Consider the following 14,114-nt stretch of genomic DNA (forward strand, 5'->3'; position numbering starts at 1 on the left):
TAGATTCACTTCATGGCGATTTGTTCGGCAATCGCCAGTAAACGCACGGCCTCCTCAACGTGCAAGGCTTCAACTAGACGGCCGTCAACCAACACGACCGCTTTACCCTCTGCCATCGCTTGCTGCCAAGCTACTTGAATCTTTTCCGCACGCGCCAAAGCCTCTGCTGACGGCGAGAACAAGTGATTGGTAATGGCAATTTGCTTGGGGTGAATCAAAGTTTTACCATCAAAACCGAGTTCGACGCCCTGCTCGCACGCCAAGCGCAAGCCATCTTCATCGTCCAGATCCAAATGCACACCGTCGAAAACATCAATGCCGTTCGCGCGAGCTGCCAAAACACACAAACCCAGCGCGGTCAGCATCCCAAGCCGCTGAGGGGTGTGAGGCACCCGCAGATCTTTGGCGAGGTCTGAGGTGCCTAGCACAATGGCACCCATGCGTTCGTGAGCACCGGCAATTTCATTAACCGCCAATATCCCTCGTGGCGTTTCTGCCATCGCCCACAGTTTTAAGTCGGCGCGGGCGCCAGCCTGCTTCAAGACCTGAACCACGGCGTGAATTTCTGCCGCCGACTCAACCTTTGGCAGGCACAGCGCGGCAATCGGCGCGGTAGCAAAAGCCTCAATATCCTTGCGCCCCCACTCCGTATCGAAGCCATTTACCCGCACCACTAATTCGCGGCGGCCGTAGCCACCAGCCATCACCGCCGCCAGTACCTGCTCACGTGCCAAGGCCTTTTGCGCTGGTGACACTGCATCTTCCAGATCCAAGATCAAAACATCGGCGTCTAGACTGCGCGCCTTCTCTAAAGCTCTGGCATTGGAACCGGGCATATACAGCACCGAGCGACGCGGATTAACGGCCATAAAACACTCTCTATAATTTGGAAAGGCGGTGAGTTTACCACAGCTGAGCCGTTGACTTACCCAACGCTAGCGCACTGAAATCAAGCATTAATTGCGAATCATTATCAATTAGCGATAGAATATCTACCCCGCTTCTCTAGAGAAGCCAGTTTTCATTGCGGAGTCTGTTAATGTCAGCGCTGTTTCGCCACGCTTTTGTCCTTATTGCCTGTCTTGTTCTCTCTTGCTTCGCCCAGGCTGAAGCCCAGCCTGAGACAAAGGTCAATGCGCTAGCAGTCGTTAAGCATTATGCCGACCTCGGCCACGCAATCTATAGTGACGCGGAAAGCAGCGCTCGCCAATTGCAAATTCAGATCGACGCCTTTTTGCAAGCGCCTGATCAAAAAGGCTTAATAGCAGCGCAAAAAGCATGGCAAACCGCGCGTATTCCCTACCAGCAAAGCGAAGCGTTTCGCTTTGGCAACCCGGTGGTAGATGACTGGGAGCACCAACTTAATAGCTGGCCACTCGACGAGGGGCTAATAGACTATGTCGCAGAAGATTATTTTGCCGCTCTGGGCAATATTGGCGGTGACCTCAATATTATCGCCAATGCTCGCATTAATCTGGGCGGCGAGATTATTGACGCCAGTACGATTAACGCTGAGTTACTGCGTGGCCTTCATGAACTGGGCGGCTCCGCAGCCAATGTTGCGACGGGCTACCACGCTATTGAATTTTTACTGTGGGGACAAGATCTTAACGGTCACGAACTCGGCGCGGGTGAGCGTCCCTACACCGATTACAGCCAAGGCGCGCAATGCACCCACGGCAATTGCGACCGTCGCGCCGCGTATTTGCGCACGGCGGTCAGCATCCTAGTAGAAGACCTCAGTTATATGAGCAAACAGTGGGCGCCAAACCAAGCGGGCAATTACCGCAGTCAGTTGCTTGCTCTGAACAATCAAATTGTCTTAGCGAGAATATTCAACGGCATGGGGTCGCTATCCTTAGGTGAGCTGGGTGGTGAAAGAATAAAGGTATCGCTCGAAGCCAACTCAACAGAAGATGAACACGACTGTTTTAGCGACAACACTCATTGGTCGCACTACTACAACGGATTGGGTATTGAAAATGTGTATCTCGGTCGCTACCAGCGACTCAATGGTGACATTTTACGTGGCCCGTCGCTAAGTGATTTAGTTCGACAGGCAAATCCAGACATCGACAAGAAAACTCGGCAGGCCCTGAGCGCAACCATGGCAAGTTTAAAAGTATTAAGCGATACCGCCGAAGCCAAGGAAAAGCCGATGAAATTTGACATGCTTATCGCCGAGGGAAATCAACGAGGCGAGGATATTCTCAGTGCCATTTTGAAAGACTTAGTCGCACAAACCCGCGCCTTTGAGGCCGCCGCGGCTGCCATCAATATCGACCCAACAGCCACAGGCTTATAAGCCTTGCCGCGGCCGCGCATGATATTGCCGTCGCTACTGCTACTGTGCGCCCTCATTGCAGTGTCAGCGTGCAAAAGCTACCCGCCGCTCCCCTTAGACAGTGGCGCCAGCTATAGCCTTGCCTCAGACTCGCCCCGCATTCTTGAGCAGGCCCAGCCTCAACTCAGCATGGAGCAGAAACTCGATTGGGCTGTAGGGAAAAGCTTTGCTAATCAAGCGTGGGTCAGCGCACCCGCCAGTACTCGGGCGCGCGACGGCCTCGGGCCACTGTTTAACGCCAATAGCTGTGTCGCCTGCCACCAGCACAATGGCCAAGGCCAATTACCCGAACACGGCCCAGGCTTGATCCTACGCATCGCCGCCAGCGGCGCAAACCATCATGCCTACGGCGAGCAACTCCAAGATCACGCGCTACTCGGCAGCCAAGCTGAAGGACAGATTGGATGGCGCGACATTGCCTCACCCGACCTCGCAAGCAGTCAACAAGCAAATTTAAGTCACCGCCAGTATTTTATAGAGCAAGCTCGCTATGGCGACACAAATAGTATGGCGTTTTCAGCGCGGCTTGCCCCCGCCCTGATCGGCATGGGTTTATTAGACCGTATTTCCGACGAGCTACTCATTAAGCGCAGCGATCCTGAGGATCGCGACCGCAACGGTATTTCTGGTCGCGCGGCCCTGCGCTGGGACGAACAACAACAAAAGCTGCGGCCCGGCCGCTTTGGCTGGAAGGCCAGCCAAGCCAGTCTTAAGCAACAAGTCGCCTTGGCCTTTAGCCAAGATTTGGGCATTCGCTCGACTATTTATTCGGCGCCAAACTGCCCACCCAGTGTGCCACGCTGCGACCACGAGCTTGCACTAAGCCAAAACCCAGAACCGGAAATAAGTGCCAAGTTGCTAAATGCCGTTACTCACTATATTGCCAATCTCGCAGTGCCAAGCATCCAAAATACGCCGGATCTGCAAGCGGGCTACCAACTCTTTATAAAGCTTGGTTGCGCTAACTGCCACATTCCAGCAACCGAAATCAACACCGCTGCTGTTGGCTTGCAAGCATCACTTACTAGCGTGACTATGCAAAAAGAAACCATTTACCCCTTTAGCGATCTATTGCTGCACGACATGGGTCCAGGGCTTGCCGACAGCGCCGCTACCGACAACACCCCGGCCGCAGAATGGCGCACCGCGCCGCTTTGGGGACTAGGAATGCGCAGCCGAGACGACACTCAAACTCGCCTGCTTCACGATGGTCGCGCGAAATCGATCAAAGAGGCCATACACTGGCATGGCGGTGAGGCTGAGGGTAGCCTTCAGAATTACCAACAGCTCGATTCTCACTCACAAACGACTCTGCTAAATTTTCTTAAGGCACTGTAATGAAATTACCAACACTGAGTACCCGTAAATTAAAGGGCACGACACAAAGACTGCTACTTGCTGTTGCCATGGCTTCAACCGCTGCGTGCAGCCCCCCTCCATCAGAAAAAGTCTTGGTAAACACCAGCAAACTGGCTGTTTTACCAGCATACGAACGCTTTTCACTTAGCAGCCAAGCGCTGGCCCTCGCCGCCGATAGTTTTTGTAGCGCGCCAAGCAGCGAAGGCCTCGACCTCACCCGCACGCACTGGCGAACAACTGTGGACAGCTGGTCTGGGGTACAAAATCTGCAATTTGGCCCACTACTCATCGACAATCAAGCCTGGAAAATCCAATTTTGGCCTGACAAAAAGAACTTGATTGCCCGCAAAGTTGAAGCACTTATACGCAGTGACGAAGATTTAAGTGAAAAGCGCATCGACGACGCCAGCGTCGTCGTACAAGGCCTGTCGTCCCTAGAATACTTGCTTTTTGACCATAAGGTCGGCTCATTAAATAGCTATGTGAATACTGACGCCAGCACACGTCGCTGCGCGCTATTAGTCGCGGTGAGCGGTCATTTATACGGCGTTGCTAAGGGCCTATACGATGCATGGCGTCCAGAGTCAGGTAACTACCTCCAAGCATTTACTAAAACGGGTCCCGACAATGCAGAGTACCCCGACGACAATGTGGCACTTGCGAATTTACTAGACACCCTCGTGGCCGGTGTTGAACTCATTAAGCGGGACAAATTTGAGCGCCCACTAGGCCTTACTAGCAGCGACGGCCAAGCACAAATTTATCTGCTCGAATGGTGGCGGAGTCAATATTCCCGGGAGGCGATCACCGCCAATCTCATGGCATTAAAAACGGTGTTTACTGCCGCAAGCGGCTACGGTTTAGACGACTACTTAAGCGACGTTAAGCAACGCAGCGATTTAAGCGCGCAAATCCAGCAGCACTTTGACAGCAGTCTCAGCGCCGCCAACGCCATACCCAATAGTTTGTTTAGTAGCGCAGAGCCCCGCAAGCAAGCTGAGCTTATTGCCTTTCAAAACGAAATTACCACGCTACTTTCGTTGTTGAAATCTGACTTGCCCACGGCCTTAGGTATCAGCCTTGGGTTTAACGCCAAAGACGGCGACTAAATTAGCAGTCTCTGGGCCACTAACAACCAGAATATTTGAGGAGCATCATGCAGCGTCGCCGCTTTATTCTCGCCTCGGGCGCCCTCCTATCTATGCCGTGGATGGGAGTGTCGCCAGCACTGGCCAAAACAGAAAAATTCACACCGGTTATTAGTGCCGCCAGCGATGGCGAGGGCAAGCATATTGGCGTATGGCGCGACGATCACTGGCAGGTTTTCCAAACTATCGCCCACCGTGGCCACGACAGCTTATACCATCGTCAGCGTCGGGAACTGGTTTTTTTCTCCCGCCGCCCCGGCCGTGAAATGTATATTGTCGACTCGAAACACGGCGGCTTACTGCACACCATAAGCAGTGAAAATGGCTACCACTACTACGGTCACGGCTGTCTAAGTGCCGATGGCCGTTACTTATATACCACTGAAAATCATATAGCCGGTGGTGGCGCGGGCAGCATCGGCGTTTACGACTGCCAGCAAGATTATCAGTGTGTTGGCCATTTGGACTGCGACGGTATTGGCCCTCACGAACTGGCACTGATGCCCGATGGCAAGACCTTGGCCATTGCCATCGGCGGCATTAAAACCTTGCCCGCTAGCGGCAGAAAAACGCTGAACCCCGATACCATGACGCCCGCGCTGCACTACCTAGATATTGCCTCCGGGCGAGTCATAGAACGCCACGCAGCCCCACATTTCCAATTGAGTCTCCGCCACTTGGACGTTAGCTCAAGTGGGCAAGTTATTATCGGCGCCCAATTCCAAGGTAGCCTGCCATCGCGGCTGCCATTGGTATACAGCCACCAGCGTGGTGGCGCCCTCACCGCAATGAGCTATGGCGAACTGCCTTTGCAATTTAAACAGGACTATATTGCCAGCATTAGTATAGACACACAGGGCATACACGCTGTAACTAGCTGCCCCCGCGACAACCTCGTCTGCCTGTGGGATCTCCGCAGCCTGCGATTACAAGGGGTATACCCCTTGCGAGACAGCGCCGGCGCAATTTACGACGCCGCTTATCAGCAGTTTATTTTAAGCAACGGCAATGGTCAGCTAATGGCGCTAAAGCCCGAGCAGGCTAAATTAATACCCCTTGCCTACGCCCCAGGAACCCATTGGGATAACCACCTAACACTATTGCGCTGAACACGATTAAGGAAGCAATATGAAACGCAGAACCCTGATCAAAAGCAGCGCCACCGCGCTGCTCGCCAGCTCACTGCCAAAGTTAAGTTTGGCCATGGCCTCAGCAGATAAGAGTGGCAAGACCCGCTACGACTATACTCTTACTGCGGAACCCGCCACCGCGCGCCTAGCAAAAGACGGCGACAGCCAAATTCTCGGGTTTAATGGCCAATTTCCAGCGCCAGTGATTCGCGCCAAACAGGGCCAGCCCCTGCGCGTGAAATTCATTAACAAATTGGATGAGCCCAGTACCATCCACTGGCATGGCATACGGCTCGATATCGCCATGGACGGGGTTCCCTATTTAACCCAAGCCCCAGTACCAGCCGGCGGCAGCTTTATTTATGAATTCATCTGCCCCGACGCGGGCACCTTTTGGTACCACCCCCACATGAATAGCGTTGAACAATTGGGTAAAGGCTTGGTCGGCGCACTGATTGTTGAAGAGCGCGATCTCCCCGATTATCACGACGTAATTATTGGCATGAAAGACTGGCGCCTAAAACCCGATGGCAGCTATTTGCCCTTGTCCATTCCTAGAGAAGCGGCACGGGCGGGAACACTCGGTACTTTAGCGACGATCAACGGCACAGAAAAGCCTGTTATCGACGTGCCCGCCGGAGAACGGCTGCGCTTACGCTTTTTGAACCTAGACAACACTCGAGTTTACAACCTCAGTTTACGGAATGACCAGGCTAAGGTGATTGCCATTGACGGCAGCCCAGTAACTAAGCCCTATGCTTTAGACGTTCACCCGACCGGCGCCGGTATGCGCCTAGACGTCGGCTTAATCAGCCCCAACAAACTCGGTGTCGAGATTCCGATTTACGATATGAAGGGGCGCTTTGGCGTCGAGATTTGTCGTTTAAAAACAGTAGCTGGCGATAAGTCTAAAAACGTAAAAACCGGGATACCCGCGCTGCCTGCCAACCCAATAGCACCACCACAACTGGCGACCGCCGAAACCCTCAGTTTTGTGTTCGAATGGGCCGGCGCGCTGTCGCCAAGCGACCACAATGGCCAAGTTGACCACAGTTTTTGGCTAATCAATCGCCGCGCTTGGAACGACCACAGCCACCAAGACTTACCCGCGCCCCTCGCCACACTAAAACTAGGGCAAAGCTATGTATTCGAATTGCACAATGCCACGCCACATCACCACCCTATTCATCTCCATGGTTTAATCTTTACCGTGTTGGAGTCTGACAAGCGGGAGCTCACGCCCTACCACACCGATACCATTCTATTGGAGAAAAACGAGCGCGCCAAAATCGCCTTTGTGGCCGACAACCCTGGCCGCTGGATGTTTCACTGCCATGTGATCGAACACATGCAGACGGGACTCATGGGCTATATCACTATTGCCTAAAGGGCTACGCAGCAGATAACTAGCCGCTTAACGCGCAAGCCCTGGCTAGGCTTACGCATTAAGCGCAACAACTTAACTCTGGGTCTGACTAATGGGCACTACTTTACCATTAGCGGAAGAAGCTGCCGACTGCTTCGCTTTAACCGTTCCGGATTTGGCCGGACTGCTACTCGCAGAGGAGCGCGCCTTTTTCGCAACCGGCTTTTGCACACTGGCTGTCGCACTACTACTGGCTTTGCTTTTTCGCGCGGGTTTTGCGCTCGCCTTTTTAGGTGCCGTAGCCGCTGCACCCTCTTTCAGACTCGCCTTTGCCGCCGCGAATAATTCGGCGAATGACTTTTCAATACACTCACGATAAAACGCCGGATCGGGCATGGAATCGCGATCACCGATTATCGACAGGGTCACAATGCCATTTGAACTAAAGATTAAATGGAATAAACCTACCCCAGGCGTAAGCAAGCCTAGACCGTAATACCTGACCATCTGTGCGCCAGCTGAATACAGCGGAAAGGTGGGACCTGCCACATTAGACACTACCGACGTAATTCCCAGCGGCAAATGGCGAGTCAGCTCATTATTCACATAAGCATTAACCAGAGGCCGCGTGAGCGCGGGTGACATTACACCGGCAAGGCGCAAGACATCGACTAAAGGTGAGTTTTCACCGTAAATTTTTGCTTCTTGCGAGCTTTTATAAACCCCAGCCAAGCGTTTTAGTGGATCAGCAACATTCGTATGTAATTCGACAAAAACCGAACCTACCTGGTTATTTTCGTCCGTCATTCCCCGCCGCGTTCGCATATCCAGTGGTATTGACACCGCCAAGCTCTCGTCTGGTAACTCTTTGTGGTGCATTAAATAATGGCGTAAACCTCCGGCGATGATGGCCAAAATGACGTCATTAATTTTCACCTCACAAAGGTCTTTCAGGGCTTTGATATCCGCTAGCGGAAACTCCGCAGCCTCAAATACACGATGGGGACCAACTGGGGTATTAAATCGCGTGCGCGGCGACGTAATAGAAGGAACAGGAATTTTCTTCTGCGCCATTCCTATCGCCATTTTCCCTAAATCGCGCAGCACCCCCGCGCCACCCGTTACCATTTTAACGGTGTTTCTAACATTATTTACCGCTGCCGAACTCGCAAGATACAAGGCATTCGGCATCACATCCGCCGTTACTACCGCCTCAGCTTGGGGCACAGCCGCGGGATCCGGTTCCAAGTCGTGGATAACCGACATGATTGACGAGCCACCAGCGCCATCCACAAGTGAGTGATGCATTTTGGTATAGATGGCGAAGCCGCCACTGGGAACACCCGGAATATTGTCCAAACCTTCAATGATATAGGCCTCCCAGAGGGGGCGATTCATGTCGAGTGGCCGCGCGTGCAATCTCGCAACTAAAATGCATAACTGACGCCAGTCGCCAGGCTGGGGTAAAGCAATATGACGAATATGAAATTCGACATCAAAATTAGCGTCTTGAACCCAATAAGGGCGGTCAACATTACCTGGCACCTTAACGAGACGCGAACGAAAAATAGTGTGTTTGTGTAGTCGGCGCTCAAAATTGGCAATAACACCTTTAAAACGCACCGCGCCACCAGGTGCTGTTGATGGGTCGTATATCCCTAAGCCACCAACATGCTGGGGTGTATTGGCATGTTCGAGATTAATAAATGCGGTATCAAGTACACCTAACTGCTTCATGCAAACTAACCTCTTATTTTAATATTCCCCCCTGCCAAGGAGGCGATAATCTAGATAGCGGCCAGCACGTGCGCGCGCGATAAGGCCTAGCATAGCCATAGTACATTAATTTTTCGGTTTGCTAAGTGCATAAGTAGCGAAAATGAGTGCTAAGTGAATATCTAGTCTAGAAGGACGATGTCATCTTATTGAGCCCTTTCCCGCCACGTATAAGCAGACTAGCAAGCTATTTTAGATCGGCATAGCGCATAGACTTACCGGTTTTTGCGCTGTCTCGCCGGTGGTGGTGCGCCAACATGGCTCTCATTGCGCTGGCGGGCGAGTTCCACTTGCTTTTGTCGATCCCGAAAGCGCTTCTTTTGGTCGTCGCTTATGTGATTAAAACAAGCTGGGCAGGTCACCCCTTCCTCAAACATAGCACTGAGTTTATCGCTTGCGGTAATAGGTCGCCGACAACCGTGGCAAAGCTCGTGAGTTCCAGTGAGCAAACCGTGGGTGACAGCCACCCGATTATCGAATACAAAGCATTCACCCTGCCACTGGCTCTGGGCTTCGTCCACCTCTTCCAAATACTTTAGAATGCCGCCTTCAAGGTGATAAACCTCATCAAATCCCTCATGCTTCATGAAGGCTGAGGCTTTCTCGCAACGAATGCCGCCGGTGCAAAACATCGCCACTTTTTTGTGTTTAGCTGGGTCGTAATTGGCTCGTATATATTCAGGGAATTCCCTAAAACTCGTCGTTTTTGGGTCAATAGCGCCCTTGAAGCTACCAATTTCCACCTCGTAGTCGTTACGGGTATCAATAAGCAATACTTCGGGATCAGCAATTAAGGCATTCCAGTCCCGTGGCTTAACATAGGTGCCAACAATATCCTTGGGATCGATGCCATCGACACCCATGGTTACAATTTCTTTCTTAAGCTTAACCTTCATCCGATAGAAGGGCTGTTCAGTATCATAGGACTCTTTATGTCCGACATCGGCGAATCGGGGGTCTGAATGCAAATAGGCTAACACCTGGTCTATGCCCCTGCGGGAGCCAGCAATGGTGCCGTTAATGCCTTCTTCGGCAAGGAGTAAGGTGCCCTTCACCTCCGCAGCCAAACACTGCGCTAGCAGCGGCTCGCGCAAGGATTCAAAATCGGGAAGACTTACAAATTTATACAGCGCAGCAACAACAAACTGATTCATACTATTTCGCGCCCTGCTCCTTTTTACTACCACCTAAGCAGTCTGGCGACGCAGGCACAGCCCCCGCCCGAAGTTGCCACTCTGCGGGGCTATAAGTATGCATAGCCAAGGCATGAACTGGGCCTGCCAGCTCCTCGGCCAAGAGCTGGTAAACCCGCTGCTGACGAGCGACTTTGCGTAAACTCGAAAAAGCCTCGGCAACGAGGACTAGCTTAAAATGGGTTTCTGAATTGGCCGGCACACTGTGCATATGACTTTCGTTAATCACTTCAAGATGACTGGGCATCAGCGCCGCCGTTAATTTAGCGTGTATTGTTTCTTGTATCGACATCAGCTATCTCTCGCAATCACCACAACGGCGCATATTATACACTGACTGTGACCACATCGCGCCCAAACACTTCAGCCACGTTTAAGACCACCTTTAGCCGCCGCAGCCCGCATTGCCGCAGCGTAGGCGCGATTTGCCCAGTCAATCAACAGGTCCCTATCGTCTAAGGCCTCGTCTGGCGCTTGGAAGTAAGAAAGCGCAATATCTCGACCATTACGCTGATAGCTAAAAGGCGGTAACCCTAGGGCATCAAAGTCGCCGCGAGTGGCAGTATCGGCTTTCAAATACAGCGTATTCTCAACAATCAGTGCGAACATCAATCCCTCTAGGAACAGTCCGGTACCGCCAAACATCCGCCGCGACGTCACTGGACCGAGCCACTGCATTTGATCAACTAAGAACACCGTAAAGGCACTGGCCTTTGCCAAGGCATTGAGCTCCCGTCGTTTAGCCAGCGACCCAATCAGCTGCTATGCAGCCAAATCGCTTAGACAAAGTGACTTCAAGCGCTGTGCCAGCAGCGTCTGATCGGACGCCAGCCCCCAGCGCATATAAGCCACATCGCCACCGCTATATACCCGCACTGACAAGCCTTGCACGTAACACCGCTGCTGAAGTACAGCTGCTTGCGCCGCGGGTATGGTCATTGTAATAAATAAGGGGGTCACTACGATCTGCTGAAAATAAGCACGGAACACGCTTTTTAACAGCTCGCCTTGACGCCTTGCTGTCACCATCAGCTGGTGCTGCATATCATCTTGCCACTGACGATCAAGCAGCGCTTTACGGCCTATCCACTGAGCGCTGCCACACACCGCCCAAGGCCCCAAATGCTTATCTAGCTCAGCCAATAGCCACGGCTCCGCTATTACAAACCCTAGGCGCAGCCCTGGCAAACCAAAAAACTTGCCCACCGAGCGCAACAGCACAATTCCGGATTCCGCGGCCAAAGCTCGTAAATCACTGTTTGGCATGGCATCGGCAAAGGCCTGATCGATGACCACCAAACCATCAGCAGGCAGCAATGAACGCCAGTAGCGAACGTCTTCTTCACTAACGACATCCCCCGTTGGGTTATTGGGGCTAATTATCAATAAATAGTGAATTTGTTCGGCCACAATCCGTTGCGCAATTTCTTCGCGCCCATAACGACTAAAATACTGAACTTCGTGACCCGCAAGCAACCAGCGATAGCGATGTTCTTCGTAGGCGACCTCTGCCAATAAAACGCGCCCTGGCGCGACGATACGGGGTAGCACTTGAATGGCGGGCTGACTGCCAGCCGTCGCTAAAATGCGCTGCTCCGCCACGCCGTAATAACGGGCGGCGGCACTCTGTAATTCGGGACAAAAATAAGGCAGTACCTTATAGCAATTTGCTGGCGGCGGCGGCACTGGCCAGCTCCAGGGATTCACCCCAGTCGCCAAGTCCATCATCGGCAAGCCATCGGGGGCTGGCGGCAGATCGCGAGGATCACCGCCGTGTCGCGGTGGCTGAGAGCGTGTACCAGTCATAGACATAACCCCAGTATGAGACCAAGACCAAGCCATACCGCGAGCTGTCTATTCACCAATTTAATACTTTTCTCCAAATCGGCAACGACTGGCGCCCGGCCCCAACCAAGCGACGATCGATTCGAAACCGTGCCATGGTAGCTCGCCGCGCCACCCAAGCTTAGCCCTAAGGCCGCTGCGCCACTGGCCATCACTGATCCCGCATTGATACTTTTCCAATACCAGCCCTGCTTAAACCAGCATTGCCAGGGCCGAGCAGAGAAAGACAGCAAACTAAAGCCCAGTGCGGTAAGTTGTGCCGGAACAAAGTTGCAGACATCGTCGCTGCGCGCCGCCCACCAACCAAAATAACGATAGCGCTCATTTCGATAACCCCACATCGCATCCAGGGTATTGGCTAAGCGCTGCAACACCACCCCGCCGGGGCCTGCCATGGCATACCAAATTAACGAAGCGAATACTGCGTCACTGCTGTTTTCTAAGCTTGTCTCCAAACCCGCTGCTAAAATCTGCTCGGCATTGAGGTCATCAGTATCGCGACTGACTAAATAACTGATCCGCAGTCGCGCCTCGTCCAGATCACCCGCCACCAATGCTGACGCAACGGGACGAATATGTTCGCACAAACTCTGCCAGCCCACGGCCCAGTACAGCACCGCAATATGCCAGAACACACTGGCAAGGGGCGAAAGTTCATAGATCACAAAATCAATTAGGACGACCGCAACAACGGCCGGAACAATCAATAGCAGCCAACACCCCAGCCCGCTTACCCGTTGCAGAAACGGGCTATTCTTTAGGTTTAAGTTTTTTTCTAGACCTGCGGCGAGTCGCCCAAAACCGACTAAGGGGTGCCAGCGTCTGGGCTCACCGAGCAGGCGATCTAGCGCCAGCGCCGCCAGGCAAACCACACTTACAAGTAAAATTTGATTCAAGAGGATTCTCTGCTTATTGACGTCGCGCCAAGGCCCTGACTATCGATAATAACCTAGCCAACGCCATCATGGCCAAGCTAATGTCCTGCGAAGAAAAACGTAAGAAGCCGTTAACCTAGCGGTGAGGCACTTTAATAAATGCATTGGCAGGGGTCAAATAGAATGACTGGGGCCTACACCCCGAGGCGGTAAAACGCGGCGGCATTATCCCACAAAACTTTTTTTGTTGCGGAGTCACCTAGGGCATTGCCAATAATTTCAATATCCACCGGATTAAAGGCGCGAGGTGAACGAGTAGACGGCAAATCGGTGCCGAACATCAAGGCATCGGGGTTAATATCAAATAAGCGGCGAATGGCCTGACTTACTGCAAAATCAACCCGCCCAAACCCCGTTGCTTTTACTCGAGCACCACTTTCAGCCAACTGATATAAAACTGGCAAACCTTCCTTAGAAAGTCCCAGGTGATCAATGCTTACCGCGGGCAAGCGACAGAGTTCGCCACAGAGATCCGCCAGGGTTTTACAATCGGCGTAGATTTCAATATGCCAACCCAATAGATCGTAAATGCGGTGGGCAAAATCAATAAGGTGCTCTGAGGATTCGGAGCCCCCGCGCCGCAAATTAAAGCGAACTGCGCGAATGCCCTGATTAGCAAGTAGTAATAAATCATCGTCACTGATCGTGCAGGGCACTTGGGTTACCCCGACAAAGGTCGGCCCCAATGCCGCCAGCGCGGTGATTAAATAGCTTTGGTCGAAAGACTGAAATGAAGCAGATACCACCGCGCCACCGCCAACACCAAGACTTGCAGTCTGACCAACGTAATCGTCTACGGTGAATGCATCGGGTAAAAAGCCGTCATTACTGACCAGGGGAAATGCCGGATCAATAATGTGCAGATGGGCATCAAAAATCATGTGCTGCATACCGCTCTCACCTCCGCCAGCCATAATGATTTGCCCGCGTAATGTTTATATTCTTATTGTCTAAGCTGGCCGACCAGTGCCAATCCTCTCAACACTCGCAGATTTATCGCGTAAATGCAACGCTGAAA

The 14,114-nt window shown here is 52.5% G+C and carries 13 protein-coding genes; 5 read left to right on the forward strand and 8 right to left on the reverse strand.

All coding sequences use genetic code 11. The features are described 5' to 3' along the window. Positions 1-5 precede the first annotated feature (5 nt). Positions 6-869, reverse strand: a complete 864-nt coding sequence (locus tag AZF00_RS11030) for an HpcH/HpaI aldolase/citrate lyase family protein (protein WP_008249434.1) — start codon at positions 867-869, stop codon at positions 6-8. A gap of 170 nt (positions 870-1,039) precedes the next feature. On the opposite strand from AZF00_RS11030, the gene AZF00_RS11035 reads away from it, so the two are divergent. The 5 genes from AZF00_RS11035 to AZF00_RS11055 are packed head-to-tail and all read left to right on the forward strand — an operon-like array spanning position 1,040 to position 7,368. After that, positions 1,040-2,305 carry an imelysin family protein gene (locus AZF00_RS11035; protein ID WP_008249432.1) on the forward strand — a complete coding sequence of 422 codons (1,266 nt, stop codon included), beginning with the start codon at positions 1,040-1,042 and terminating at the stop codon, positions 2,303-2,305. An 18-nt stretch (positions 2,306-2,323) separates the two neighbouring features. Continuing rightward, positions 2,324-3,682 carry a di-heme oxidoredictase family protein gene (locus tag AZF00_RS11040; RefSeq protein ID WP_008249430.1) on the forward strand — a complete coding sequence of 453 codons (1,359 nt, stop codon included), beginning with the start codon at positions 2,324-2,326 and terminating at the stop codon, positions 3,680-3,682. Further along, a complete protein-coding gene (locus AZF00_RS11045; RefSeq protein WP_008249428.1) occupies positions 3,682-4,812 on the forward strand; it encodes an imelysin family protein in 1,131 nt (376 codons plus the stop codon). The genes AZF00_RS11040 and AZF00_RS11045 overlap by 1 nt, the downstream gene beginning before the upstream one ends. A 47-nt stretch (positions 4,813-4,859) precedes the next feature. Beyond that, positions 4,860-5,960 (forward strand): DUF1513 domain-containing protein, encoded by a 1,101-nt coding sequence (locus AZF00_RS11050; RefSeq protein ID WP_008249426.1) that lies wholly within the window; start codon positions 4,860-4,862, stop codon positions 5,958-5,960. Positions 5,961-5,979: 19 nt separating this feature from the next. After that, entirely contained in the window at positions 5,980-7,368 is a 1,389-nt protein-coding gene (locus AZF00_RS11055; protein WP_008249424.1) for a multicopper oxidase family protein, read from the forward strand. Between the two features lie 72 nt (positions 7,369-7,440). Here AZF00_RS11055 and AZF00_RS11060 read toward each other — a convergent pair whose 3' ends face one another. The 7 genes from AZF00_RS11060 to AZF00_RS11090 all read right to left on the reverse strand — a co-directional run bounded on the left by AZF00_RS11060 (position 7,441) and on the right by AZF00_RS11090 (position 14,010). Next, positions 7,441-9,084 (reverse strand): WS/DGAT/MGAT family O-acyltransferase, encoded by a 1,644-nt coding sequence (locus tag AZF00_RS11060; RefSeq protein ID WP_008249423.1) that lies wholly within the window; start codon positions 9,082-9,084, stop codon positions 7,441-7,443. A 254-nt stretch (positions 9,085-9,338) separates the two neighbouring features. Beyond that, complete coding sequence (gene trhO / locus AZF00_RS11065) at positions 9,339-10,277, reverse strand: oxygen-dependent tRNA uridine(34) hydroxylase TrhO (RefSeq protein WP_008249421.1); 939 nt, start codon at positions 10,275-10,277, stop codon at positions 9,339-9,341. 1 nt (position 10,278) lies between these two features. After that, a complete protein-coding gene (locus AZF00_RS11070; protein WP_008249419.1) occupies positions 10,279-10,608 on the reverse strand; it encodes a BolA family protein in 330 nt (109 codons plus the stop codon). A 71-nt stretch (positions 10,609-10,679) separates the two neighbouring features. Next, entirely contained in the window at positions 10,680-11,036 is a 357-nt protein-coding gene (locus AZF00_RS11075; RefSeq protein WP_008249407.1) for a TfoX/Sxy family protein, read from the reverse strand. A gap of 42 nt (positions 11,037-11,078) precedes the next feature. Beyond that, positions 11,079-12,122, reverse strand: coding sequence for an aminotransferase class I/II-fold pyridoxal phosphate-dependent enzyme (locus AZF00_RS11080; protein WP_008249405.1), 1,044 nt, complete (start codon positions 12,120-12,122; stop codon positions 11,079-11,081). After that, a complete protein-coding gene (gene cbiB / locus AZF00_RS11085) occupies positions 12,119-13,057 on the reverse strand; it encodes an adenosylcobinamide-phosphate synthase CbiB (RefSeq protein ID WP_008249396.1) in 939 nt (312 codons plus the stop codon). The genes AZF00_RS11080 and cbiB overlap by 4 nt, the downstream gene beginning before the upstream one ends. A gap of 173 nt (positions 13,058-13,230) precedes the next feature. After that, positions 13,231-14,010 (reverse strand): amidohydrolase family protein, encoded by a 780-nt coding sequence (locus AZF00_RS11090; protein ID WP_008249394.1) that lies wholly within the window; start codon positions 14,008-14,010, stop codon positions 13,231-13,233. Between the last annotated feature and the right edge of the window lie 104 nt (positions 14,011-14,114).

Source organism: Zhongshania aliphaticivorans, from assembly GCF_001586255.1.
Classification (GTDB): Bacteria; Pseudomonadota; Gammaproteobacteria; order Pseudomonadales; family Spongiibacteraceae; genus Spongiibacter; species Spongiibacter aliphaticivorans.

Bases quoted from the DNA above. Each gene is read 5' to 3' on its own strand.
- AZF00_RS11030 (WP_008249434.1), bottom strand. From the start codon at position 869: ATGGCCGTTAATCCGCGTCGCTCGGTGCTGTATATGCCCGGTTCCAAT.
- AZF00_RS11040 (WP_008249430.1), top strand. From the start codon at position 2,324: ATGATATTGCCGTCGCTACTGCTACTGTGCGCCCTCATTGCAGTGTCA.
- AZF00_RS11060 (WP_008249423.1), bottom strand. From the start codon at position 9,084: ATGAAGCAGTTAGGTGTACTTGATACCGCATTTATTAATCTCGAACAT.
- AZF00_RS11050 (WP_008249426.1), top strand. From the start codon at position 4,860: ATGCAGCGTCGCCGCTTTATTCTCGCCTCGGGCGCCCTCCTATCTATG.
- AZF00_RS11090 (WP_008249394.1), bottom strand. From the start codon at position 14,010: ATGGCTGGCGGAGGTGAGAGCGGTATGCAGCACATGATTTTTGATGCC.
- AZF00_RS11045 (WP_008249428.1), top strand. From the start codon at position 3,682: ATGAAATTACCAACACTGAGTACCCGTAAATTAAAGGGCACGACACAA.
- AZF00_RS11070 (WP_008249419.1), bottom strand. From the start codon at position 10,608: ATGTCGATACAAGAAACAATACACGCTAAATTAACGGCGGCGCTGATG.
- AZF00_RS11080 (WP_008249405.1), bottom strand. From the start codon at position 12,122: ATGACTGGTACACGCTCTCAGCCACCGCGACACGGCGGTGATCCTCGC.
- trhO (WP_008249421.1), bottom strand. From the start codon at position 10,277: ATGAATCAGTTTGTTGTTGCTGCGCTGTATAAATTTGTAAGTCTTCCC.
- AZF00_RS11035 (WP_008249432.1), top strand. From the start codon at position 1,040: ATGTCAGCGCTGTTTCGCCACGCTTTTGTCCTTATTGCCTGTCTTGTT.
- AZF00_RS11055 (WP_008249424.1), top strand. From the start codon at position 5,980: ATGAAACGCAGAACCCTGATCAAAAGCAGCGCCACCGCGCTGCTCGCC.